The sequence below is a fragment of the Lacisediminihabitans sp. H27-G8 genome (genome assembly GCF_046156175.1).
GTDB lineage: Bacteria > Actinomycetota > Actinomycetes > Actinomycetales > Microbacteriaceae > Lacisediminihabitans.
The window spans coordinates 183115-205684 of record NZ_JAYLVL010000003.1; the positions used below are offsets into that span (position 1 = coordinate 183115).

Below are 22570 nucleotides of genomic sequence, written 5' to 3' on the forward strand. Positions count from 1 at the left end.
AAATGACAATCGACACCATCACACACAGCATTCCTTCGACTGTCGGCTCCTCGAAATTCAGCGAGGCCGAACTGCAGCAGAAGGCGAAGGACCATCTCTGGATGCACTTCTCCCGCCAGTCCGTCATGGAAGACGGCCCGGGGGTTCCGATCATCGTCAAGGGCGAGGGTCACCACATCTGGGACTCCACCGGCAAGAAGTACTTCGACGGCCTGAGCGGCCTGTTCGTGGTGAACGCCGGCCACGGACGCCGTCGTCTCGCCGAGGTCGCGGCGAAGCAGGCAGAGGAACTCGCCTTCTTCCCGCTCTGGTCCTACGCGCATCCGAGCGCCATCGAGCTCGCGGACCGCCTCGCGAACTACGCTCCGGGCGACCTCAACCGAGTGTTCTTCTCCACCGGTGGTGGCGAGGCCGTCGAGACGGCCTTCAAACTCGCCAAGTACTACTGGAAGCTTCAGGGTCGCCCCACGAAGCACAAGGTGATCTCGCGCAACGTCGCTTATCACGGCACCCCCCAGGGCGCTCTCGCGATCACGGGCATCCCGGCCATGAAGGAGATGTTCGAGCCGGTGACCCCCGGTGGTTTCCGCGTGCCGAACACGAACTTCTATCGTGCCGCCGAGATGGGCGCTCCCACCGAAGACCTCGAGACCTTCGGCCTGTGGGCTGCCAACCGCATCGAAGAGATGATCCTCTTCGAAGGCCCAGAGACCGTGGCCGCCGTCTTCCTCGAGCCCGTGCAGAACTCGGGCGGATGCTTCCCCCCGCCTCCCGGCTACTTCAAGCGCGTGCGGGAGATCTGCGACCAGTACGACGTGCTCCTGGTCTCCGATGAGGTCATCTGCGCATTCGGCCGCATCGGCGAGTTCTTCGCCTGCGACGCCTACGACTATGTTCCCGACATGATCACCTGCGCGAAGGGCATGACCAGCGGGTACTCGCCGATCGGCGCAACCATCATCAGCGACCGCATCTACGAGCCGTTCAAGCACGGCAACACGTCGTTCTATCACGGCTACACCTTCGGCGGTCATCCGGTATCCGCGGCCGTCGCGCTGGCGAACCTCGACATCTTCGAAGAGGAGAAGCTGAACGAGAATGTGCGGCTCAACTCCCCCGCCTTCCGGGCGACTCTCGAGAAGCTGAACGACCTGCCGATCGTCGGCGACGTGCGCGGTGCCGGGTACTTCTTCGGAATCGAGCTGGTGAAGGACAAGGCCACCAAGGAGACCTTCAACGACGACGAGTCGGAGCGCCTGCTTCGCGGCTTCCTGTCCAAGGCGCTCTTCGACGCCGGGCTCTACTGCCGCGCGGACGACCGCGGAGACCCCGTGATCCAGCTGGCTCCACCGCTCACCATCGGCCAGCCGGAGTTCGACGAGATCGAGCAGACCCTGCGAAGTGTGCTCACCGAGGCGTGGACCCGGCTGTAGCCCCGTTCCGCGCAGCCCGCAGGCCCTGGGCGGTTCCCCCTTGTCATTTCCGCGTTCGACATGCACACGGGGAACGATCGAGGCACGGAGAAAGACCTGGTGATGAGCGATGGCTGACTTTCGCGCGCTGAGTTTCTGGTTCGACTCCCTGTCGACCGTCGACAGTGGCGAGGCGGGAGCGGATGATCTCCGGCCCCGCCCCGCGCTGCCCGGGGATCTCGGGGTGGACGTGGCCATCGTGGGAGGCGGGCTCACCGGACTCTGGACCGCCTACTACCTCGCTTCCGCGGATCCGAGCCTCCGCATCGCGGTTCTCGAGAAGCACATCGCGGGATTCGGAGCATCCGGACGCAATGGCGGATGGTGCTCCGCCCTGTTTCCCGCATCGACCGCGTCACTAGAGCGCCGTCACGGTCGCGCCGCGGCCCTGGCGATGCGCCAGGCGATGATCGACACCGTCGACGAAGTCGGGCGGGTGACCTCGGCGGAAGGCATCGACTGCGACTTCGTCAAGGGCGGGACGGTGAGCCTCGCGCGCGGTGCCGCCCAGCTCGTCGCAGCACGAAACGAGGTCGCCGAGGCGGCGACGTGGGGAGTGGATGAACTCGAGTTGAGAGATGCCGCCCACTCGCCGCGCGGGGCGACAGGCGCGCTCGGCTCGACCTTCGATCCGGCCTGTGCGCGACTTCACCCGGCGAAACTGGTTCGCGGGCTCGCGAGGACGGTCGAGGGGCTCGGGGTCACGATCTACGAAGAGACCGAGGTGCTCTCCTGGCGGTCCGGGCAAGTGATCACGGAACATGGGACCGTGGATGCCGCGGCCATCGTCATCGCGCTAGAGGGCTATGCGGCATCCCTGCCGCAAACCCATCGCCGGGTGTTGCCGCTCTATTCCCTCATGATCGCCACCGAGCCGCTCAGCGACGAGCTGTGGGACGAGATCGGCATCGAGCACGGCCAGACCTTCGCGGACTTCCGACACCTTCTCGTCTACGGTCAGCGCACGGCAGACAACCGGTTCGCCTTCGGAGGCCGGGGTGCCCGGTACCACTGGGGCAGCAGCATCCGCGCGGAGTACGACCGGGTACCCGGAGTGTTCGATCATCTCGAGCGGACGCTCGGCGACATCTTCCCCGTCGCCCGTCAGGCGGCGATCACGCACCGCTGGGGCGGGCCGCTCGGTGTGCCCCGCGACTGGCACGCCGGGGCGAGCTTCGAGCCCTCGACCGGCATCGCCACCGCGGGCGGCTACGTCGGTGACGGGCTCAGCACCACCAACCTCGCCGGACGCACCCTCACCGACCTCATCCTGAAACGTGACACGCCGATCTCACGACTCCCCTGGGTGAATCACCACTCTCCCCTGTGGGAGCCGGAACCCCTTCGCTTCATCGGCGCGAACCTCGGAACCACCGCGATGAACGTCGCCGATGCCGAGGAGCGGATGACCGGCCGCGCGTCGCTGGCCGCCCGCCTGATGGCTCCCCTCACCGGCCACTGAACTGGGCACTGTGGAGGGCACTGAGGAGGGCACTGGGCAGGGCCACCCCTCGATCAGGGCACTGACCCGCGGGCGACAGCGCTGGTAATATTCTCGAAGCCGGCCGGAGAATTCAGCCGCCCCCGGGCAGGCGATCGGGGGATCATGACGCTGTTCGACCAGGACACCTACGCCCTGCCCTCGACACCGCGTCGCCGGTCGCGTCTCAGGCGCGTGCTTCCCACCGTGCTGGCCCTGATACTCGTGGCCGCCGGCGTGTTGGCCTTTCTCGGTTTCCAGCGCCTGCTCGACCAGTACACGGTCTGGACCTTCCACCCCTCGGCAGAAGTCACCGCACTCATCGCGTCGTCGCACCTCACCGAGGAGGGTCGATTCCAGTTTCTCGCCAGCAAGCCGGTGATCGAATCATCCACGACCTTCGCTTCGAGTTGCGCGAGCAACCAGGAGGGAAGCGGCATCCTGGGCTGTTACCTGCCCCGAAACCGGTCGATCCACCTCTTCGCGGTGACTGACCACCGTCTGCTCGGCCTCACCGACGTCGTCGCCGCCCACGAAATGCTCCACGCGGTCTGGGATCGCCTCAACACCGCCGAGCAGCAGCAGCTCGTTCCGCTGCTCGAACACGAGGCGGCGAAGCTCGCGGGAAACGCCGACTTCCAGGCTCGTCTCGCCTACTACGCGAAGAACGAACCGGGCGAACGCGACAACGAGCTGCACTCGATCATCGGTACCGAGATCTCCTCGATCTCCCCCGAGCTCGAGGCGCACTACGCGAAGTGGCTCGGTAACCGGCAGGCGATCGTCGCCCTCCAGGTCAAGACCGACGCCGTTTTCACCGATCTCGAGAATCGGTCCATCGCTCTGTCGTCTTCGCTCGACTCCCTCCGCTCCACGATCGATGCAGAGTATGCCGCGTACACGAGCGGCTATGCCCAGCTGAACGCCGATATCCGTCGCTTCAATGCGCGGACCGACTTCACCTCCAACCGCCAGATCGACCTCGCCGAAGCCGCTCTCCATTCGCGTCAGGTCGCCCTCGACGCGCAGTACGCGGATGTTCTCGCGAAGACGGCGGAATACAACGCCGACCGTGACGAGCTGAAGGCACTCTCCCAGCAGACGGCGGGACTGAACACCGCGCTCAACCAGGGTCCGGGCACCACCCTCTCGACGCCCGTTCCCGCAGACGGCTCCGGCGGCTAGACCTCTTCGACCGCGGGCTCGGCGAACTGGGAGTTGTAGAGCCGGAAATATGCGCCCTCGCTGGCGAGCAGCTCGGAATGCGTGCCCTGCTCCACGATGCTTCCGGCCTCCATCACCAGGATCAGGTCAGCGTCCCGGATCGTGGAGAGCCGATGGGCGATGACGAAGCTCGTGCGATCGGTGCGCAGGGCGCTCATCGCCTGTTGCACCAGCAGTTCCGTTCGGGTGTCGACCGAGCTCGTGGCCTCGTCGAGGATGAGCACGCTCGGCCGGGCGAGGAAGGCCCGGGCGATCGTGAGCAACTGCTTCTCTCCCGCGCTCACATTCGAGGCCTCATCATCCAGAACCGTGTCGTAGCCGTCAGGAAGGGAGTGCACGAAACGGTCGACATAGGTGGACCGGGCCGCCGCAAGGATCTCCTCCTCGCTCGCCCCCGGCTTTCCGTAGGCGATGTTGTCGCGAATCGTGCCGCCGAACAGCCAGGTGTCCTGCAGCACCATCCCCATGCGCGACCGAAGGTCGTCGCGGGTCATCACCGCGGTGTCGACCCCGTCGAGGGTGATGCGACCGCCATCGAGCTCGTAGAAACGCATCATCAGGTTGACGAGGGTGGTCTTTCCCGCACCGGTGGGGCCGACGATGGCGACCGTCTGACCGGGTTCGGCGGTGAGCGAGAGGTGCTCGATGAGCGGTTTGTCGGCCGTGTACCGGAAAGACACTTCTTCGAAGACGAGCCGGCCGGGGGTTGCCGGGCCGGGGGTCTTAGCGACAGCGGGATCGGCGGACTGCTCCTCGGCATCCAGCAGCTCGAAGACCCGCTCGGCGGAGGCGACACCGGACTGCAGCAGGTTCGCCATGCTGCCGAGCTGCGTGAGCGGCTGGGTGAACTGCCGGGAGTATTGGATGAACGCCGTCACGTCACCGAGTCCCATGCTGCCGGCGGCCACGAACAGTCCGCCGACCACGGCGATCGCCACGTAGACCAGGTTGCCGACGAACATCATGGCTGGCATGATGATGCCGCTGACGAACTGAGCGCCGAAACTCGCCGTGAACAGCTCCTCGTTCTTCGTATCGAAGCGCTGCTCAACCTCGCGCTGGCGGCCGAACACCTTCACGAGGGAGTGCCCGGTGAAGGTCTCCTCGATCTGCCCGTTCAGCTCCCCGGTGTGCTTCCACTGGGCGACGAAGAGCTTCTGCGACCGCCCCGCGATCACCTTGGTGATGCCCAGGGTGAGGGGGATCGTGACGAGGGCGATCAGGGCGAGCACCGGCGAGAGCAGGAACATCATCACCAGCACGCCCACCACGGTCAGCAGCGACGTGAGCAGCTGGCTCAGAGTCTGCTGGAGACTCTGTGAGATGTTGTCGATGTCGTTGGTCACCCGGCTGAGAAGCTCACCCCGCTGCATCCGGTCGAAGTAGGAGAGCGGCAGGCTGTTGATCTTCTCCTCCACCTCGGAGCGTAGGCGATAGACCGTGCGCTGCACCACTCCGTTGAGCACCAGACCCTGCAGGTATCCGAACACCGCCGCGAGCAGGTAGAAGGCGAGCAGCATCATGAGGATGCGGCTGATCGCGCTGAAGTCGATTCCGACGCCGGGGGTGAGATCCATGCCGCTCAGCAGGTCCGCCTGGGCGGTGTTTCCAGAGGCGCGCAGACCGGCGATGATGTCGGCTTTGGTCGACCCGGCCGGCAGCTTCGCAGAGATGAAGCCGTCGAAGACCAGGTTGATCGCCTCTCCGAGCAGTCGCGGCCCGAGGACGGTGAGGAACACGCTGACGACGGTGAGGACGGTGACCACCGTGATACGCATGAGCTCAGGGCGAAGTCTGCCGACGAGCCGCTTGGCCGAGGGACCGAAGTTCAGCGATTTCTCGACCGGCATACCCACTCCGCCGAAGTGCCCGCCGCCACCGGGGCCGCGGCCCATCGGGGGCCGGTTGGGGGTGCGCGTGTCTTTCGAGTCGCTCATGCTGCCGCCTCCACGGTCAGTTGCGATTGCACTATCTCGAGGTAGGTCGGCGAGGACTCGAGAAGCTCCTCATGGGTTCCGAGCCCCACCACCCTTCCGTCGTCGAGCACGACGATCTGGTCGGCATCGATGATGGTCGAGATGCGCTGGGCGACGATCACCATGGTCGCCTCCGGAAGCGAGCGCGCGAGCGCCTGGCGCAGCCGGGCATCCGTCGCCTGGTCGAGAGCGGAGAAGGAGTCGTCGAAGATGTAGATCTCCGGACGCTTCACCAGGGCCCGCGCTATCGCGATCCGTTGGCGTTGTCCGCCGGAGACATTCGTGCCGCCCTGAGCGATCACCGAGTCGAGGCCCTCGGGCATCTCGCGCACGAAATCGCTGGCCTGCGCAATCGCCAGCGCGGCCCACAGCTCCTCATCGGTGGCATCCGGCTTGCCGTAGCGCAGGTTGCTCGCCACGGTGCCGGAGAAGAGGTATGGCTTCTGCGGCACCAGCCCGATGCGGCTCCAGAGCAGGTCGGGGTCGAGCTGCGCGACATCCACACCATCGACCAGAACGGTGCCAGAGGTCGCGTCGAAGAGGCGCGGCAGCAGGTTGATGAGCGTGGTCTTACCCGCCCCGGTGCTGCCGATGATCGCGGTCGTGCACCCGACCGGCACCGAGAAGCGGATGTCGGTGAGCACCGGCTGCTCCGCGCCCGGGTAGGCGAAACCGACATCTCGAAGCTCGACGGTACCGTGTTCGCGCAACTGCGTGACCGGATCGGATGGAGGAACGACCGTCGAATCCGTGCCGAGCACCTCCCCGATGCGGTCTGCGCTCACCGAGGCACGCGGAATCATGATGGCCATGAAGGTGGCCATCATCACCGCCATGAGGATCTGCATGAGGTACTGGAGAAACGCGGTGAGCGTGCCGATCTGCATCGATCCGTCGTCGATGCGGAAGGCTCCGAACCAGATCACCGCGACGCTCGATACGTTGAGCACGAGCATGACGATGGGGAACATCAACGAGGTGAGGCGCCCGACCCGGTACGCGGTGGCGGTCACATCATCGTTGGCACGGCGGAATCGCTCGGTCTCGACATCCTCCCGCACGAACGCGCGAACGACTCTGATGCCCGAAAGCTGCTCGCGAAGCACCCGGTTGATCGTGTCGATGCGCTTCTGCATCAGGCGGAACTGCGGCACCATGCGGGAGATCACGAGACCGATCGCGATGACGAGAACCGGGATGCTGACGGCCATGAGCCAGGAGAGCTGGAGGTCCTGCTGGAGAGCGAGCACGATACCGCCGATGGCGAGGATGGGCGCGGAGACGAGCATCGTGCACGTCATCAGCACCAGCATCTGCACCTGCTGCACGTCGTTGGTCGACCGGGTGATCAGGGAGGCAGCCCCGAAGGTCGTCACCTCACGTTCGGAGAAGCCGCCGACCTGATGGAACACCGCGGCCCTCAGGTCGCGCCCGAGCCCCATGGCCACCCGTGCTCCGAAGTAGACGGCCGTGATCGCACACGCCACCTGGAGAACAGTGATGCCGAGCATCACAGCCCCCGTGCCGAGGATGTAGCCGGTGTTTCCGGTCGCGACGCCCTTGTCGATGATCTCGGCGTTGAGAGTCGGGAGGTAGAGCGAGGCGATCGACTGGAGGAGCTGGAAGAAGACGACCCCGGCGAGCAGTCGGCTGTGTGGGCGCAGGTATTGGCGCAGGAGGCGAAGGAGCATGGTCAGTCTCTTCCTGGGTCGGGCTGGAGAATGCCGTGGAGCACGAGGTCGGTCAGCTCATCGGTGGTGAAGGGTGCAGATTCGGTGAACGGGGGGATCGAGGAGGCGAGGGCGAGAAGGCGGATGAGAGAGGCCGCCCGGCTCGCCTCGACCCGCAGCACGCCGGGACGCTCGGACAGCACAGCGGTCACGAGTTCGGCGAGTTCGGCGCGACCGTCGGAGCCGGGAGGTCGACCGTGCATCCCGACCGCCGCCATGATGCCGAAGATGCCCTCGAAGCGAGTGCGCAGGTGGAAGATCAGGTCGTGCACCTGGCGCTCGAGCGGATCCTCCGGATCGATCCCTCGCAGCATCATGCGCAGGGGCTCCGGGTCGAGGAACTTCTCGACGGCTGCCGCGATGATCGACTCCTTGTCGCCGAAGGCCCGGAACAGGGTGCCCTCGGCGATGCCCGCACTCTCGGCGATCTGCTTCGTCGTGACATCGCGTCCGTATTCGAGCAGCAGCGGGATGACGGCATCCACGATCATCGCTCGGCGGTCGTCCACCGACAATGGGCTCGCGCGGGAACTCCTGAGTAGCGTCATCCGCTCAGAATATCGGAGTGAGTGCTCACTCACAATACGGATCGTAGAATCGGAGCATGTCGCGAATCGTTCAGTACAGCCGCTACGGCGGACCGGAAGTCCTCGACATCGTCGAGGTCGCTGAGCCGCACGCGGGCGCCGGCGAGGTGCGCGTGGCCGTGCGCGCGGCCGGTCTCAACAACTTCGACTCCAAGGTGCGCCGGTCCCCCGACCTCCTCCCCCACCGGGTGCTGCCGAGCGGCCAGGGCTCCGAGTTCGCTGGCGTGATCGACGAACTGGGCGACGGGGTCTCGACCGCCGCCGTGGGCGACGAGGTGCTCGGCTGGAGCAATTTCACCGCGCAGGCCGACTTCGTGGTGGTGCCCGTCGGTCATGTCGCGCCCAAGCCCTCCGGCCTCGGCTGGGCGATCGCCGGCGGGCTCGGCCTCGTGGGCAACACGGCAGAGCGGTCCACTCGAGCGGTCGCGCCCCAGCGCGGGGAGACCGTGCTGGTGAGCGCTGCGGCCGGTGGCGTGGGGCTCTTCGCCGCGCAGCTCGCGATTGCCGAGGGGGCGATCGTCATCGGCACGGCCGGCGCAGACAATCACGACTATCTGCGCGGCCTCGGCATCATCCCGGTGGCCTACGGGCCGGGGATGATCGACCGCCTGCGCGCGGCCGCGCCCCAGGGGATCGACGCGGTGATCGACAACGCGGGCCAGGAGACCGTGGAGGTCGCCATCGAGCTCGGGGTGGATCCGAAACGCATCAACTCGATCGTCTACTTCGAGGGTGCGGCCGAATACGGAATCTCGAACATCGGTGGGGGCGGCAAGAAGTCCGAAGACCTCGGCCGACTTGCTCGGCTCGTTGCCGATGGCACCATCCTGCTCCCGCTCGCGGCAACCTACCCGCTCGCCGAGGTGCGCGGAGCCTACGAGCAGCTCGAATCCCGCCACCTCCGCGGCAAGATCGTGCTCACCCTGCCCTGAACGACCGCCTCCCTCTAGGTCGGGTCGGTGAACATGGTCGAGATCTCCGCGATCTCGTCGCTCGACGGCGTCCACTCGGTGGCTGCCTCGGCGTTCTGGATGATCTGCTCGGGCTTCGTCGCCCCCGCGATCACGCTGCTGAGGCCGGGCTGAGCCAGCAGCCAGGCAAGGGTGGCGGCCAGCATCGTGATGCCCCGCTCCGTGCAGAAGGCCTCGTACCGCTCCAGCGTGTTCCAGGGGGCGCTCTCGAGCAGGTGTGGCCGCAGGTTCACGATCCGGCTGTCCGCCGGCCCGCCGGACCGGCTGAACTTGCCGGTGAACAGGCCGTTGTAGAGCGGGAAGAACGGCAGGAAGCCGAGCCCGTAGTGGTTGACCGCGGGCAGCACCTCGTCTTCGACGTCCCTCACGAGCAGCGAATACTCATTCTGAGCCGAGATGAACTTCGGATGACCGCCGAGGATCGCACGGTACTCGGCATCCGCGATCTGCCAGCCGGTGAGGTTCGAGTGCCCGATGTAGCGCACCTTTCCCTCCATGATGAGGTCGTCGAGCACCGAAAGGGTCTCTTCGATCGGTGTCTGGGGGTCGGGCACGTGCAGCTGATAGAGGTCGATCCAGTCGGTCTGGAGCCGGCGCAAGGATGCTTCCACCGCCAGTCGCACGTAGCGACGCGAGCCGCGTGCTCCCCAGTCCGGCCCGTTGGTGCCGGCCATGTCCATCCCGAACTTCGTGGCGAGCACGATCTCGTGCCGACGAGCCTTGAGCGAATGGCCCATGCGGGTCTCGCTGAGTCCCCGCTCCGAGCCATAGATGTCGGCGGTGTCGAAGAAGGTGACGCCGGCGTCGATCGCCGCGTTTATCACGGCATCGGTGCCCTCCTGGGACTCGCTTGCCGTATTCGCCCGACCGAAGTTGTTGCAGCCGAGGCCGATGGTGGAGACGATGAGCCCGGAGTCGCCGAGTGCGCGATAGTCGATTGCAGCCATATGACCAGCCTAGGCCGGTCCTCTCCTACACATCCCAGAGCGCTTCGCCATTGCGAACCGATGTCCGATTCCCGCGAGAGGACTGACGGATGCCGCAACTACAGTCGAATCATGACCACCCTCTCCCCCGCAACCGCCACTGCTGCTGCCACGGTTGCTCCATCGCTCCCGCTGCGTCGGCTCGACAGTCCCATCGGCCGCATAGAACTGGTCGGAAACGGTGTCGCCGTCGTCTCATTGACCATCGAACGCGGCGGGGTACTGCCTCATGACGAGCAGGAGGAGCACAGCGATGCGGTGCTCGACCGAGCCGCGACTCAGCTCTCCGAATACTTCGCCGGCACACGCACGTCCTTCGACGTGCCGATCGCCCTCAGCGGCACGGATTTCCAGCGCTCGGTGTGGGCACGACTGGCGCAGCTGAAGTTCGGCGAGGTGATCTCCTACGGGGACCTCGGGCTGTTCACCGGCCGCGCCTCGGCCGGCCGGGCGGTCGGCGGCGCGGTCGGAGCCAATCCGGTGCCCATCCTGGTCCCCTGTCATCGGGTGCTCGCCGCCAACAGTCGCATCACCGGCTACAGCGGCGGCAACGGCATCCCGACCAAGGTCTGGTTGCTCGACCACGAGGGCATCGGCCACCGGGGATGAGCGAGCCGAGGAGCGCCGTCCTGCTCGGGGAGGACGGGCTGAGTCGTTGCGCGTGGAGTGCCGGCGACGAGGAGTATCGCCGTTATCACGATGAGGAATGGGGAGTCGAGCTCAGGGGCGATCGGCCGCTCTTCGAGAAAGTGAGCCTCGAGGGGTTCCAGGCCGGTTTGTCCTGGATCACCATCCTGCGTCGGAGGCAGACCTTCCGAGTCGCGTTCCGCGACTTCGACATCGATCGAGTGGCCGAGTTCACCGAGCAGGATGTCGAGCGCCTCGTGCTCGATCCCGGCATCATCCGAAACCGCGCGAAGATCGAGGCCACGATCTCCAACGCGGTCATCGTGCGCCAGCTCGTGCAGGATGACCCCGGCGCCTTCGACCGACTGCTGTGGGGCTTCGCTCCGTCCCGTGGCGCCCGGTCCCGGCCGGCGAGCTTCGGGGATATCCCCGCGGTGACCGCGGAGTCCACCGCGATGAGCGCGGGACTGCGGGCGATCGGGCTTCGATTCGTAGGGCCGACCACCATGTACGCCCTGATGCAGTCATCCGGCATGGTCGACGATCACGTCGAGGGATGCTGGCGCGCGGACTGACGCGCGCGAGCTTCCTGGTCGGAGGAGCCCGGTCAGACGGTCCCTGTCAAAGGTGCCCGGTCAGAAATCCGGTCAGACGCTTCTGGTCAAAGGAGCCCGGTCAGACGACGAGGTCCAGCTCGCCCTCCGCGCCGCGCTCGAGGCGGATGCCCGCGCCGGCTGACCATTCCAGCAGCGAATCGATGCTCGAGTGGTCGATGGCCGCCTCGCAGAGGATGCGCACGAACTCGCCCTTGCCCTTCTTGTTGAAGTGGTTGAGGGCTCGTCGTGGACCGGAACCGGAGTCGGAGACGACACGCACGACGGCGCTCGTGGACCCCAGCGGAGCCGGTCCGAGTTCGACATAGCTCTCCGATCGCAGGTCGAGGATCACTCCGTCGGTGGCGGCGAGCACCGCGGAGATGCGCTCACGCCACAGCTTCTTCAGCTGAAGGTCCGGCAGCTTCGAATCGTGGGACAGCCGGTAGGCGGGAATCGGATCGTCGGCACCGAGCAGCCCGAACAGAGCGGAGTGGATGAGCACATGATCCCGGGCGAAGGCCCGGCCGGCGGTCGAAAGCGTGCCGGCGTCGAGGGCGTCATACAGCACGCCGGTATAGCGGTCGAGGGCGGGAGTGGTGGGCGAGGATCGCAACTGCCGATTGCGAGTCACCTCGAACTGCTGGCTGGCACCGAGCTTCAGAGCGGCAGCCATCGCGGCACGATTGCTCGACAGCGCGCGCGTCGCGGCGAGGGCGGAGCGCCGCTGTGCGGTCAGGGAGGGATGACTCAGCCGCGACAGGTCGAGCCGCGCGTCGTCGTCACCCCCGTCGCGTTTCGTCTCGGAAGGGGGCAGTAGCAACAGCACTAGCCGGTGATGAACGCGAGTGCGGAATCCACGTTCACACCGAGGGGTTGCGCCGAATCCAGCGTGATCCGCGGCACCGCGGCACTGGCACCGGCCCAGGGCAGATACTCGTCGAGACTCTGCTCGACGGCATGCCAGCTCGGCTCGTTCACGTGCGGAAAACGACGCCCGCGAGCTTCCAGGCGTTCGCGGTGCAGTTCGGGATCGGAACAGATGACTTCGATGAAGCGAAGCGTCTCGTCGCGGGACTTGGCCAGCTGCACCCACTGCTCCCGGGCCGGGTCGACTCCGTTGACGGCGTCGACGATCACACTGTGGCCGGACTCGAGAACGAGTGCGGCGATGGTCTCCGCCACCAGGTAGGCGGCGAGTCCCGTCGGCTGGTCGCTGTCGATCCCCGCCTCGAGAATCGCCGACTCGATCGGATCGACCGAGACCACCGACGCGGAGAGCCTTCCGCCGAGAATCTCGGCGATGGTGCTCTTGCCCGCCGCCGGCAGCCCAGCCATCGCGATCAGCATCGGAAGAAGTCAGCCCTGGACGAGCGCGGCGTTGCGGGCGACGATCGTGACGGTGTCGTGCTCCACCGAGAGGAAACCATCCTCGGCATTCGCCCGCACCGCAGCAGATCCCGAGCCTGTGGTGATCCGGACCTCTCCGGCGCTGAGAATCGCCAACAGCGGCTCATGGCCGGGGAGGATACCGATCTCTCCCTCGGTGGTTCGTGCGACCACCATCGTTGCCGTGCCGGTCCAGACCTCGTGGTCGGCCGACACGACACTCACCTGCAGTTGACGAGCATCAGTCTCGGCCATTATTAGCCGTTCTCCTTCTGGATCTTCGCCCACTGCTCTTCGACGTCGTTGATGCCACCGACGTTGAAGAAGGCCTGGGTGGCCACGTGGTCGAAGTCACCCTTCACGATCGCGTCGAACGACTCGATGGTGTCCTTGAGCGGCACGGTCGATCCCTCGACACCGGTGAACTTCTTCGCCATGTAGGTGTTCTGCGAGAGGAACTGCTGGATGCGGCGGGCACGGGAGACGGTGATCTTGTCTTCCTCGGAGAGCTCGTCGACACCCAGGATCGCGATGATCTCCTGGAGTTCTTTGTTCTTCTGCAGGATCGCCTTGACGTTGGTCGCCACGCGGTAGTGGTCTGCACCCAGGTACCGGGGGTCGAGGATGCGGCTGGTCGAGGTGAGCGGGTCGACGGCCGGGTAGAGGCCCTGCGACGCGATCTCGCGGCTGAGTTCGGTCGTCGCATCGAGGTGCGCGAAGGTGGTCGCCGGAGCGGGGTCGGTGTAGTCATCCGCCGGCACGTAGATCGCCTGCAGTGAGGTGATCGAGTGTCCACGGGTCGAGGTGATGCGCTCCTGCAGGATGCCCATCTCGTCGGCGAGGTTCGGCTGGTATCCCACCGCGGACGGCATACGACCGAGCAGCGTCGAGACCTCGGAACCGGCCTGGGTGAACCGGAAGATGTTGTCGATGAAGAGCAACACATCCTGGTTCTGCACATCGCGGAAGTACTCCGCCATGGTGAGTGCCGAAAGGGCGACGCGAAGACGCGTCCCCGGCGGCTCATCCATCTGGCCGAAGACGAGGGCGGTCTTGTCGAAGACGCCCGCCTCTTCCATCTCGGCGATGAGGTCGTTGCCCTCACGGGTGCGCTCGCCGACACCGGCGAACACCGAAACTCCACCGTGATCCTGCGCGACGCGCTGGATCATCTCCTGGATGAGCACGGTCTTGCCGACACCGGCACCTCCGAAGAGGCCGATCTTTCCGCCGAGCACATAGGGGGTGAGCAGGTCGATGACCTTGATGCCGGTCTCGAAGAGTTCGGTCTTCGACTCGAGCTGGTCGAAGGGCGGTGGCTCGCGGTGGATCGACCAGCGGTCGGCCCACTCGTAGGTCTCGCCGGGCTCACCGTTGAGCACCTCGCCGATGACGTTGAAGACCTTGCCCTTGGTGGCGTCTCCGACGGGAACCGTGATCGGTCCGCCGGTGTCGCGCACCTCCTGGCCACGAACGAGGCCGTCGGTGGGCTTCAGAGCGATGGCACGCACGAGGTCGTCGCCGAGGTGCTGTGCCACCTCGAGGGTGATCTCGTTGGAGTCCTCGCCGATGGTGACCGTGGTCTTCAGGGCGTTGTAGATGCCGGGGATGGCATCGTGGGGAAACTCGATGTCGACGACGGGACCGGTGACGCGGGCGATGCGTCCGATTCCGGCGGGCTGAGCCGTGGCCTGGTCAGCAGGGGCTGTGATAGTCATGTGCTTCTCGATTCTCCTGGGCTTCTTCTGAGCGCTTCAGCGCTTACTTCTTGGGCGAGAGTGCATCGGCGCCGCCGACGATCTCGGAAATCTGCTGGGTGATCTCGGACTGGCGCGCGTTGTTCGCCAGGCGGGTGAAGGTGGTGATGAGCTTGTCGGCATTGTCGCTCGCCGACTTCATCGCCCGCTGGCGGGCCGCGTGCTCGGATGCGGCGGACTGCAGCATCGCGTTGAAGATGCGGCTCTCGATATACACCGGAAGCAGGGCATCCAGCACATCATCGACCTCTGGCTCGAACGAGTAGAGCGGCAGCACCTCGTTGTCTTCGGGAGCTTCGACCCCCTCTACGACCTCGAGTGGCAGCAGTCTCACGACCTCGGGCACCTGGGTCACCACGCTGACGAAGCGGTTGTAGACGATGTGGATCTCGTCGACCCCGCCCTCGCTCGCCGGCTGGATGAACTTGGCGACAAGAGTCTCGCCGATCTTCTGCGCGGTCTCGAATTCGGGCTTCTCGGTGCCGCCCGTCCAGATCTGCTCAGCGGGCCGCTTGCGGAAAGCGAAGTACGCCGCCGCCTTGCGCCCGACGAGGTAGTAGACAACCTCTTTGCCCTGGCTCTGCAGCAGGGTGACGAGCTCGTTCGATTCGCGCACGACATTCGTGCTGAACGCACCCGCGAGTCCCCGGTCGGAGGTGAAGAGCACGACAGCGGCGCGCTCGACCTTCTCCGGCTCGGTGGTGAGGAGGTGATCGACGTTGGAGAAGGTGGCCACAGCCGACACGGCACGAGTGACAGCACGCGAATATGGTCCGGATGCCGCGACCCTCGCCTGCGCCTTCTGGATGCGTGAGGCCGAGATCAGCTCCATGGCTCGAGTGATCTTCTTGGTCGTCTGGGCAGACTTGATCTTCTGCCGGTAGACCCGAAGTTGCGCTCCCATGTCCTATTACTTTCTTCTCGTCTTACTTCAGTTTGTGTAGTGGTGGTCGAGTGGGGCTCTCAGCGCCCGTATCGAGACCCGTACGTGTCGAGACCCGTTCGTATCGAGACCGTGATCTCGATGCGAGCCCGGGGCCCTACCCGATCACCGGACTTAGCGCTTCTGCTTGACGATCTGCTCCTGGGCGATGTTCTCGGGCTCGATTGCCTCGAACTCCTCGTGGCCGACCGATGCGAGCGGCTTGCCCTCGCCGGTCTGGAACTCGAGCTTGAACTTGTCCACGCCCTCGTCGAGAGCCTTGACGGTGTCGTCATCCAGCACGTTCGTGGCCTTCAGCTTCGACAGCACCTCGGTGTTGCGACCCAGGTAATCGAGCAGCTCGCGTTCGAAGCGCAGCACGTCTTCGACAGCCACCTCGTCGAGCTTGCCGTTGGTTCCGGCCCAGATCGAGACGACCTGCTCCTCGACGGGGTACGGCGAGTACTGCGGCTGGCGCAGAAGCTCGGTGAGGCGCGCTCCACGGGCGAGCTGGCGGCGGCTGGTCGGGTCGAGGTCGGATGCGAACATCGCGAAGGCCTCGAGCGAGCGGTACTGCGCGAGCTCGAGCTTCAGCGTGCCGGAGACCTTCTTGATCGACTTGACCTGGGCATCACCACCGACTCGCGAGACCGAGATTCCCACGTCGACCGCGGGGCGCTGGTTGGCGTTGAAGAGGTCGGACTGCAGGAAGATCTGTCCGTCGGTGATCGAGATCACGTTGGTCGGGATGTATGCCGAGACGTCGTTGGCCTTGGTCTCGATGATCGGAAGACCGGTCATGGATCCCGCGCCGAGCTCATCGGAGAGCTTGGCGCAACGCTCGAGCAGACGGGAGTGCAGGTAGAACACGTCGCCGGGGTACGCCTCGCGCCCCGGGGGACGACGCAGAAGCAGCGATACGGCGCGGTAGGCCTCGGCCTGCTTGGAGAGGTCGTCGAAGATGATCAGCACGTGCTTGCCGCCGTACATCCAGTGCTGGCCGATGGCCGAGCCGGTGTAGGGGGCGAGGTACTTGAAGCCGGCGGGGTCTGAGGCCGGGGACGCCACGATCGTGGTGTACTCCATGGCTCCGGCATCCTCGAGCGCGCCCTTCACCGAAGCGATGGTCGAGCCCTTCTGCCCGATGGCGACGTAGATGCAGCGAACCTGCTTTGTGGTGTCGCCCGACTCCCAGTTGGCCTTCTGGTTGATGATCGTGTCGATCGCGATGGCCGTCTTACCGGTCTGGCGGTCGCCGATGATGAGCTGGCGCTGGCCGCGACCGATCGGGATCATGGCGTCGATGGCCTTGATGCCGGTCTGCATCGGCTCGTGGACGCTCTTGCGCTGCATGACGCCGGGAGCCTGGAGCTCGAGGGCACGACGGCTCTCGCCCTTGATCTCGCCGAGACCGTCGATCGGGGCGCCGAGGGGGTCGACGACGCGACCGAGGTAGGCATCACCGACGGGGACGGAGAGCACCTCTCCGGTGCGGGTGACCTCGAGGCCCTCGACGATGCCGCCGAACTCGCCGAGCACGATGACACCGATCTCGTTCTCGTCCAGGTTCTGGGCGAGGCCGAGGGTGCCGTCGGCGAACTTGATGAGCTCGTTCGCCATGACGCCGGGAAGACCCTGCACGTGGGCGATCCCATCGGCTGCGTCGATGACGTAACCGACCTCTGTCGTCGAGGCGGACGCGGGGTCGTAGGCCTTGACGAAGTCCTTGAGCGCGTCGCGGATCTCATCCGGGCTGATCGTGAGGTCTGCCATTTCCGTTGTTTCCTTGTCTTCGCGAAGCCCAACGGCTTCGGGGGGTCTGTGTGGGGAGAGGGTTCGCTATCCGGCGAGCTGGAGCCGGAGATCCTTGATCTTCGATGCGACGCTGTCGTCGATGACCGTGTCGCCGACCTGCACGCGGAGCCCGCCGATGAGGGCTGGATCGACGACCAGGTTGAACTTGAGCGCTCGGCCGAACTTGACGGCGAGACCCTTCTGCAGTCGCTCGAGCTGCACCGCCCGAATCGGAGTCGCGCTGGTGATGATGGCGACCGCGAGTCCGGACTGGTCAGCGACGATGGATGCTGCGGTGCGCAGCAACTCGCCGATACGACGGCCACGGGGCTGCTGCATCAGGTGGCGGACGATCGCGAGTGTCTGAGCGGAGACCTTCTTCGCGAGAAGTGCCTCGACGAGCGCCACCTTCGACTCCGGGGTTCCGAGCTTGCTGCTCACCGCGAGTTCGAGCTCGGAGTTCGACGAGACCGCCGTGCCGAATGCGAACAGCTCCGCATCGATGTTCACGGTCGCCGGCGCAGAGTCCGCCGCCGCGCGCAGCCCGAGTTCTTCGATACCCGCGAGCAGGTCCTCCGAGTCGGACCAGCGGTGCGAGACCGCCGTGCCGAGCAGCCGAAGGGTCACCGGACTGAGGTTGGTGCCGAACACCGCCGCGAGGATGGACTGCTTGTCCGCAGCACCCGTCGCCGTGTCCGTGAGCATCGAGATGAGCTGCGCCGAGCCGCCGATGATCCGGCCGGCCGAGAACAGTTCATCGGCAGTGGCCAGGTCGGCCGAGCCCATGGACGAAAGTTCCGCCCGTGAGGCGGCGAGAGCTTCCCTGGTCGCTGATCCCATGCTCAGTTCACCGACTCCGGCTTGGCTGCCGCTTCTGACTTCTCGAGATCTGCGAGGAACTGGTCGACCAGGTTCGCCGCGTTCTTGTCGTCGGACAGGCTCTGCCCGATGACGCCGGAGGCGAGGTCGATCGCGAGGGATCCGACCTCGGAGCGGAGGGAGACGAGCGCAGACTGGCGCTCCGCTTCGATCGTCGCCTGCGCGTTGACCGTGATGCGGGCCGCATCCGCGGATGCCTGCTCCTTGAGCTCGTTCAGGATCTTGGTGCCATCCTGACGGGCCTGGTCGCGGATCTTCGCGGCCTCTGCGCGTGCTTCTGCCAGCTGCTCGTTGTACTTCTCGAGAGCTGCTGCCGCTTCGGCCTGGGCGTTCTCGGCCTTCTTGATGCCACCTTCGATGAGCTCGGCGCGTGCGTCGAGCGTCTTCTGCACGTTCGGCAGGATCTTCTTCCAGAAGAAGATGAACAGCACGATGAAGCAGAGTGCCGACCAGATGATGTCCGGAAGACTCGGAATGAGCGGATTGTGATCCGCCTCCGCAGCCGCCGCGAGAAGAAGGGGTTTCATGACTACTGTCCGGTGGTGAAGATGAAGTACGTTGCGATACCGATGAAGGCGAGTGCCTCGGTGAAGGCGATACCGATGTACATCAGCACGGTCAGGCGACCCTGGAGCTCAGGCTGGCGCGCGACGGACTCGATCGTCTTTCCGACGACGATTCCGACTCCGATTGCCGGGCCGATTGCTGCGAGGCCATAGCCGATCGTCGCGATGTTTCCGCTGAGTGCGGCGACGGTAGTGGTGTCCACGTTGTGTGTTTCCTTCCGTGATGGTGCGAGGGGCGGTTGCCCGACTCGCGTCGTGCTAGGTCGTTACTGGTCAGTCAGGTTGGGTCAGTGCTCATCTGCCAGCGCGAGCTGGAGATAGACGGCCGTCAGGATGGTGAAGACATAGGCCTGCAGCACGATGACCAGGAGTTCGAGCACCGTGAAGGCCAGCCCGAAAGCGATCGTTCCGATGCCGAAGAGCTTGTACAGTCCGTTCGCCTCGAAGAAGAAGAACGAGGTGGCGAGGAAGAACAGAACGAGCAGCAGATGGCCGACGATCATGTTCATCAGGAGTCGAAGGGTGTGGGTGACCGGTCGAACGATGAAGGTCGAGATCAGTTCGATCGGAGTAACGATGATGTACAGCGGCCACGGCACACCGGGCGGGAACAGCGCGTTGCGCAGGAACTTCCCGGGGTGCTTCCTCAGTCCGGCGATTATCCAGGTGAAGTAGGCGATGGCAGCGAGCAGCAGCGGCACACCGATCACCGAGGTGCCGGCGATGTTGACGAAGGGCACAACCCCGGTGAAGTTCATCGCCAGGATCATGAAGAAGAAGGTCATGAGCAGCGGAAGGAACCGGCGACCGTCCTTCTTGCCGAGCAGGTCTTCGGCGATGCCGACGCGCACGAAGTCGGTGCCGAATTCGAGCACGCTCTGCCAGCGAGTCGGAACGACCTTGAGCGATCGCGTCAACAGCGAGAAGACCACGATGACGATGACCGTGGTGATGATGCGCACGAGCATGACCCGGTTGAGCTCGAAGGGGGTACCCGCGAACGCGATGATCGGCGGGAAGAACTCACCGATACTGGGCCCGACGAAGCTACCGCCGCCGTCGCCTTCGCTGGCGAGTGGGAGGATGAGATTAAGTGCGTGGGGTAGCAGCGCTAACTCCAGAATCGGGGCGTGTAGTCACGCGGCGAGAAGAAGGGGGGCGTTCGTCATAACTCTATCAAGAGAATGGGGCCAGCCGAACCTCTACTGCTGTCGGTCGGCGGTTGCGGCGGCATCCGTGGGCAGGCTGACGTCGCTGACATAGGGCATTCGCGAGCGCGCGATAACCACCACATCCACGACGAGGGTCCCGATCACGGCGACCACCACGGTGAGGAACAGTACCTGGGTCTGGATCCACGGCTGGTCCTTGAGAAGAACGATCAACACGATGAAGACGATCAGTTTGACGAGCCACGCACCCATCACGATCCCGAAGAAGGCGACGCTCAGCAGGTCGCCCTTCGCGACCTTCGTGGCAAGGACGATGCTCGCTGTCGTGATGCCGAGAAAGACGACGGCCATCACCGTGCCGATGAGCGCGCTGACGAGGCCGATTCCCCCGGCGAAGATGAGTCCGACGACCGAACCGACCACCGCGATGGCGAGCGCGAGGATACCGCCGTAGGCCAGGATCCGCTTGAGGATGGGAATCGCGCTCATGATGCTTCCTTCGTGGGGGTGTCGGTGGGTGCAGCGTCATAGGCCGCCTCATCGAGGGGGTCGAACCGGGATGCGGCCGCCTCGGCGTCGTTGTCTGCACTGGCGAGTTGAACGGAGGCCTCGACGGACTTGCGGCGGGTGAGGGGCGCCAGAGTGAAGGCTGTGCAGATGACGAGGCCGACGATGATGAACAGCACGCCCCAGATGGCGTCGAAGAACATGAAGAGCAGGCATCCGATCGACACCACTGCGGTCCAGGAGTAGAAGATCAACACCGCATGGATGTCTGAATGGCCCATATCCAGCAACCGGTGATGGAGGTGCTTGCGGTCGGCGCTGAAGGGCGACTTTCCCGCCCGAAGGCGGCGGAAGATCGCGAGAGCGAAGTCGAGCAGCGGAATGATCAGGATGGCGAGGGGAAGCAGGATCGGGATGAACGCGGGCACGAGCTGCTTGGTGAACTGCAGTGCGGCGAGATCGACCTGACCGGTGACGGAGATCGCGGAAGTCGCCATCAGCAGGCCGACGAGGAGCGCCCCGGCATCCCCCATGAACAGCTTGGCCGGGTGCCAGTTCAGCGGAAGGAAGCCGACGCAGGCTCCGATCAGAACCGCCGAGATGAGCAGCGCGAGATTGAAGTATTCCGCTGCCGCACTGCGGGTCACGAGGATGTAGCTGTAGATGAAGAAGGCACCGTTGGCGATGATCGCGACTCCGGCGACCAGGCCGTCCAGCCCGTCGATGAAGTTGATGGCGTTCATCACGAGCACGATCGCGAAGACCGTGATGATCAGCCCTGTGTAGGAGGAGAGAACGACAACGCCCCCGACGATCGGGAGCGTGGTCAGCTGCACGCCCTGCCAGGCGAGGAGCCCGGCGGCGATGATCTGCCCGGCGAGTTTGGTGACCCAGTCGAGATCCCAGATGTCGTCGGCGACACCGATGAGTACGATGATGAGCGCCGATCCGAGGATCGCGAAGATCGGACCCGGTTTGGCGAAGATGAGGTGGAACTGGGGCAGCTGGGACGCCACCCCGAAGGCGGTGAGGATACCGATGAACATGGCGATACCCCCGAGGCGCGGTGTCGGGCGCTTGTGTACGTCCCGGTCGCGGATGGCGGGATAGAGCCGGTATTTCATGCCCAGCCTCGCGACCGCTGTCGCGAGCACGAACGTCACCACGGCGGAGAGACCGCCGGCGGCGACGTAGATGATGAATCTCACGGCGCGTTCTCGGCGCTGAACTTCTCGAGAACGGCTTCGATCCGGGCCTCGGTGATCACCCCGTGGCGAACGATCTTGAGGGCGCCACCGTCGATCAGGCCGGTCGCGTCGACGATAGTCGATCCCAGTCCGGCCGCTTCGTAGTCGAGGCCGACCTCTCCGCCGTCCAGGTAGACCTCGACGCTGTCGCCCAGCATCCGCTCCGCATCCTGGGCGGTGCGCGCCGCGATCTCCCCGGTGAGGTTGGCAGAGGACACGGCGAGCGGACCGGTCTCCGACAGCAGTTCGAGCGCGAGGCGGTTGTTCGGCATCCGGAGCGCGACGGTTCCCCCGGTCTCGCCCAGGTCCCAGTCGAGAGAGGGGTTGGCGGGAAGGATCACCGTGAGGCCACCCGGCCAGAACTCCGCCACGAGGGCACGGACCTCCGGCGGTACCGTCTCGGCGAGAGCGTCGAGGGTCGGGATGCCCGGGATGAGCACCGGCGGGGGCGACTGCCTGGTGCGTCCCTTGGCATCGAGAAGACGCTGCACCCCATAGGTGTTGAAGGCGTCGACGGCGAGGCCGTAGACGGTGTCGGTGGGGAACACCACGAGTTCCCCCCGGCCGATGGCGACCCGTGCGAGCCGCATTCCGGTGAGAAGTTCGTCCTGCTCCGAGCAGTTATAGATCGTCGCCATATCGCTAGACATCCTACTTCCAGCTGTTCGATGGCTTCTGCGTTGACATCACC

General features: G+C 65.3%; 23 protein-coding genes. 6 read left to right on the forward strand and 17 right to left on the reverse strand.

Features of this window, described 5'->3' with window-relative positions:
- The first annotated feature begins 2 nt into the window (after positions 1-2).
- From VLI63_RS10170 to VLI63_RS10180, 3 genes are all read left to right on the forward strand, one after another.
- Complete coding sequence (locus VLI63_RS10170) at positions 3-1433, forward strand: aspartate aminotransferase family protein (protein WP_409156753.1); 1431 nt, start codon at positions 3-5, stop codon at positions 1431-1433.
- A gap of 109 nt (positions 1434-1542) precedes the next feature.
- Positions 1543-2934 carry an NAD(P)/FAD-dependent oxidoreductase gene (locus VLI63_RS10175; protein ID WP_409156754.1) on the forward strand — a complete coding sequence of 464 codons (1392 nt, stop codon included), beginning with the start codon at positions 1543-1545 and terminating at the stop codon, positions 2932-2934.
- 144 nt (positions 2935-3078) lie between these two features.
- Complete coding sequence (locus tag VLI63_RS10180) at positions 3079-4137, forward strand: hypothetical protein (RefSeq protein ID WP_409156755.1); 1059 nt, start codon at positions 3079-3081, stop codon at positions 4135-4137.
- Here the strand turns inward: VLI63_RS10180 and VLI63_RS10185 are convergent.
- The 3 genes from VLI63_RS10185 to VLI63_RS10195 are packed head-to-tail and all read right to left on the reverse strand — an operon-like array spanning position 4134 to position 8430.
- Positions 4134-6113 carry an ABC transporter ATP-binding protein gene (locus VLI63_RS10185; RefSeq protein WP_409156756.1) on the reverse strand — a complete coding sequence of 660 codons (1980 nt, stop codon included), beginning with the start codon at positions 6111-6113 and terminating at the stop codon, positions 4134-4136. The two genes, VLI63_RS10180 and VLI63_RS10185, sit on opposite strands and share 4 nt — an antisense overlap.
- Positions 6110-7843 (reverse strand): ABC transporter ATP-binding protein, encoded by a 1734-nt coding sequence (locus tag VLI63_RS10190; RefSeq protein ID WP_409156757.1) that lies wholly within the window; start codon positions 7841-7843, stop codon positions 6110-6112. Before VLI63_RS10190 ends, VLI63_RS10185 begins: the two co-directional genes overlap by 4 nt.
- A gap of 2 nt (positions 7844-7845) precedes the next feature.
- A complete protein-coding gene (locus VLI63_RS10195) occupies positions 7846-8430 on the reverse strand; it encodes a TetR/AcrR family transcriptional regulator (protein WP_409156758.1) in 585 nt (194 codons plus the stop codon).
- 56 nt (positions 8431-8486) lie between these two features.
- Here VLI63_RS10195 and VLI63_RS10200 point away from each other — a divergent pair, with 56 nt between their 5' ends.
- The gene (locus VLI63_RS10200) at positions 8487-9401 is read left to right on the forward strand and encodes an NADP-dependent oxidoreductase (protein ID WP_409156759.1); all 915 of its coding nucleotides are present in this window, start codon (positions 8487-8489) and stop codon (positions 9399-9401) included.
- Positions 9402-9415: 14 nt separating this feature from the next.
- Here VLI63_RS10200 and VLI63_RS10205 read toward each other — a convergent pair whose 3' ends face one another.
- Positions 9416-10387: an aldo/keto reductase gene (locus VLI63_RS10205; RefSeq protein WP_409156760.1), complete on the reverse strand. Its 972-nt coding sequence runs from the start codon at positions 10385-10387 to the stop codon at positions 9416-9418.
- A 111-nt stretch (positions 10388-10498) separates the two neighbouring features.
- On the opposite strand from VLI63_RS10205, the gene VLI63_RS10210 reads away from it, so the two are divergent.
- On the forward strand, positions 10499-11035 hold the full coding sequence (locus tag VLI63_RS10210) for a methylated-DNA--[protein]-cysteine S-methyltransferase (RefSeq protein WP_409156761.1): 537 nt from the start codon (positions 10499-10501) through the stop codon (positions 11033-11035).
- The gene (locus VLI63_RS10215; RefSeq protein WP_409156762.1) at positions 11032-11628 is read left to right on the forward strand and encodes a DNA-3-methyladenine glycosylase I; all 597 of its coding nucleotides are present in this window, start codon (positions 11032-11034) and stop codon (positions 11626-11628) included. Before VLI63_RS10210 ends, VLI63_RS10215 begins: the two co-directional genes overlap by 4 nt.
- Positions 11629-11728: 100 nt before the next feature.
- Here the strand turns inward: VLI63_RS10215 and VLI63_RS10220 are convergent, their stop codons facing one another.
- The 13 genes from VLI63_RS10220 to VLI63_RS10280 form a co-directional block, all read right to left on the reverse strand.
- A complete protein-coding gene (locus tag VLI63_RS10220) occupies positions 11729-12475 on the reverse strand; it encodes a YaaA family protein (RefSeq protein ID WP_409156763.1) in 747 nt (248 codons plus the stop codon).
- Complete coding sequence (locus VLI63_RS10225) at positions 12475-12984, reverse strand: AAA family ATPase (protein ID WP_409156764.1); 510 nt, start codon at positions 12982-12984, stop codon at positions 12475-12477. Before VLI63_RS10225 ends, VLI63_RS10220 begins: the two co-directional genes overlap by 1 nt.
- 21 nt (positions 12985-13005) lie before the next feature.
- Positions 13006-13290, reverse strand: a complete 285-nt coding sequence (locus VLI63_RS10230) for a F0F1 ATP synthase subunit epsilon (protein WP_409156765.1) — start codon at positions 13288-13290, stop codon at positions 13006-13008.
- Between the two features lie 2 nt (positions 13291-13292).
- The gene (gene atpD, locus VLI63_RS10235) at positions 13293-14753 is read right to left on the reverse strand and encodes a F0F1 ATP synthase subunit beta (protein WP_185203281.1); all 1461 of its coding nucleotides are present in this window, start codon (positions 14751-14753) and stop codon (positions 13293-13295) included.
- A gap of 43 nt (positions 14754-14796) precedes the next feature.
- Complete coding sequence (locus tag VLI63_RS10240; RefSeq protein WP_409156766.1) at positions 14797-15696, reverse strand: F0F1 ATP synthase subunit gamma; 900 nt, start codon at positions 15694-15696, stop codon at positions 14797-14799.
- Between the two features lie 153 nt (positions 15697-15849).
- Entirely contained in the window at positions 15850-17487 is a 1638-nt protein-coding gene (gene atpA / locus VLI63_RS10245; RefSeq protein ID WP_409156767.1) for a F0F1 ATP synthase subunit alpha, read from the reverse strand.
- A gap of 66 nt (positions 17488-17553) precedes the next feature.
- A complete protein-coding gene (locus VLI63_RS10250) occupies positions 17554-18348 on the reverse strand; it encodes a F0F1 ATP synthase subunit delta (protein WP_409156768.1) in 795 nt (264 codons plus the stop codon).
- 2 nt (positions 18349-18350) lie between these two features.
- Entirely contained in the window at positions 18351-18914 is a 564-nt protein-coding gene (locus VLI63_RS10255; protein WP_185203274.1) for a F0F1 ATP synthase subunit B, read from the reverse strand.
- A gap of 2 nt (positions 18915-18916) precedes the next feature.
- Positions 18917-19156, reverse strand: coding sequence for an ATP synthase F0 subunit C (gene atpE / locus VLI63_RS10260; RefSeq protein ID WP_147784898.1), 240 nt, complete (start codon positions 19154-19156; stop codon positions 18917-18919).
- Between the two features lie 84 nt (positions 19157-19240).
- Positions 19241-20074, reverse strand: a complete 834-nt coding sequence (atpB, locus tag VLI63_RS10265) for a F0F1 ATP synthase subunit A (RefSeq protein WP_185204005.1) — start codon at positions 20072-20074, stop codon at positions 19241-19243.
- An 81-nt stretch (positions 20075-20155) separates the two neighbouring features.
- Positions 20156-20614 (reverse strand): hypothetical protein, encoded by a 459-nt coding sequence (locus VLI63_RS10270; protein ID WP_409156769.1) that lies wholly within the window; start codon positions 20612-20614, stop codon positions 20156-20158.
- Positions 20611-21840 (reverse strand): MraY family glycosyltransferase, encoded by a 1230-nt coding sequence (locus tag VLI63_RS10275; protein WP_409156770.1) that lies wholly within the window; start codon positions 21838-21840, stop codon positions 20611-20613. Before VLI63_RS10275 ends, VLI63_RS10270 begins: the two co-directional genes overlap by 4 nt.
- Positions 21837-22517, reverse strand: coding sequence for an L-threonylcarbamoyladenylate synthase (locus VLI63_RS10280; protein ID WP_409156771.1), 681 nt, complete (start codon positions 22515-22517; stop codon positions 21837-21839). The genes VLI63_RS10275 and VLI63_RS10280 overlap by 4 nt, the downstream gene beginning before the upstream one ends.
- Positions 22518-22570: the final 53 nt, after the last annotated feature.

What these genes read in the sequence shown, in the direction of transcription:
- VLI63_RS10210 (WP_409156761.1), top strand. Translation starts at nt 10,499, where the DNA reads ATGACCACCCTCTCCCCCGCAACCGCCACTGCTGCTGCCACGGTTGCT.
- atpA (WP_409156767.1), bottom strand. Translation starts at nt 17,487, where the DNA reads ATGGCAGACCTCACGATCAGCCCGGATGAGATCCGCGACGCGCTCAAG.
- VLI63_RS10205 (WP_409156760.1), bottom strand. Translation starts at nt 10,387, where the DNA reads ATGGCTGCAATCGACTATCGCGCACTCGGCGACTCCGGGCTCATCGTC.
- VLI63_RS10250 (WP_409156768.1), bottom strand. Translation starts at nt 18,348, where the DNA reads ATGGGATCAGCGACCAGGGAAGCTCTCGCCGCCTCACGGGCGGAACTT.
- VLI63_RS10215 (WP_409156762.1), top strand. Translation starts at nt 11,032, where the DNA reads ATGAGCGAGCCGAGGAGCGCCGTCCTGCTCGGGGAGGACGGGCTGAGT.
- VLI63_RS10180 (WP_409156755.1), top strand. Translation starts at nt 3,079, where the DNA reads ATGACGCTGTTCGACCAGGACACCTACGCCCTGCCCTCGACACCGCGT.
- VLI63_RS10230 (WP_409156765.1), bottom strand. Translation starts at nt 13,290, where the DNA reads ATGGCCGAGACTGATGCTCGTCAACTGCAGGTGAGTGTCGTGTCGGCC.
- VLI63_RS10190 (WP_409156757.1), bottom strand. Translation starts at nt 7,843, where the DNA reads ATGCTCCTTCGCCTCCTGCGCCAATACCTGCGCCCACACAGCCGACTG.
- VLI63_RS10225 (WP_409156764.1), bottom strand. Translation starts at nt 12,984, where the DNA reads ATGGCTGGGCTGCCGGCGGCGGGCAAGAGCACCATCGCCGAGATTCTC.
- VLI63_RS10195 (WP_409156758.1), bottom strand. Translation starts at nt 8,430, where the DNA reads ATGACGCTACTCAGGAGTTCCCGCGCGAGCCCATTGTCGGTGGACGAC.
- VLI63_RS10175 (WP_409156754.1), top strand. Translation starts at nt 1,543, where the DNA reads ATGGCTGACTTTCGCGCGCTGAGTTTCTGGTTCGACTCCCTGTCGACC.
- VLI63_RS10255 (WP_185203274.1), bottom strand. Translation starts at nt 18,914, where the DNA reads ATGAAACCCCTTCTTCTCGCGGCGGCTGCGGAGGCGGATCACAATCCG.
- VLI63_RS10280 (WP_409156771.1), bottom strand. Translation starts at nt 22,517, where the DNA reads ATGGCGACGATCTATAACTGCTCGGAGCAGGACGAACTTCTCACCGGA.
- VLI63_RS10185 (WP_409156756.1), bottom strand. Translation starts at nt 6,113, where the DNA reads ATGAGCGACTCGAAAGACACGCGCACCCCCAACCGGCCCCCGATGGGC.
- VLI63_RS10270 (WP_409156769.1), bottom strand. Translation starts at nt 20,614, where the DNA reads ATGAGCGCGATTCCCATCCTCAAGCGGATCCTGGCCTACGGCGGTATC.
- atpD (WP_185203281.1), bottom strand. Translation starts at nt 14,753, where the DNA reads ATGACTATCACAGCCCCTGCTGACCAGGCCACGGCTCAGCCCGCCGGA.
- VLI63_RS10240 (WP_409156766.1), bottom strand. Translation starts at nt 15,696, where the DNA reads ATGGGAGCGCAACTTCGGGTCTACCGGCAGAAGATCAAGTCTGCCCAG.
- VLI63_RS10200 (WP_409156759.1), top strand. Translation starts at nt 8,487, where the DNA reads ATGTCGCGAATCGTTCAGTACAGCCGCTACGGCGGACCGGAAGTCCTC.
- VLI63_RS10170 (WP_409156753.1), top strand. Translation starts at nt 3, where the DNA reads ATGACAATCGACACCATCACACACAGCATTCCTTCGACTGTCGGCTCC.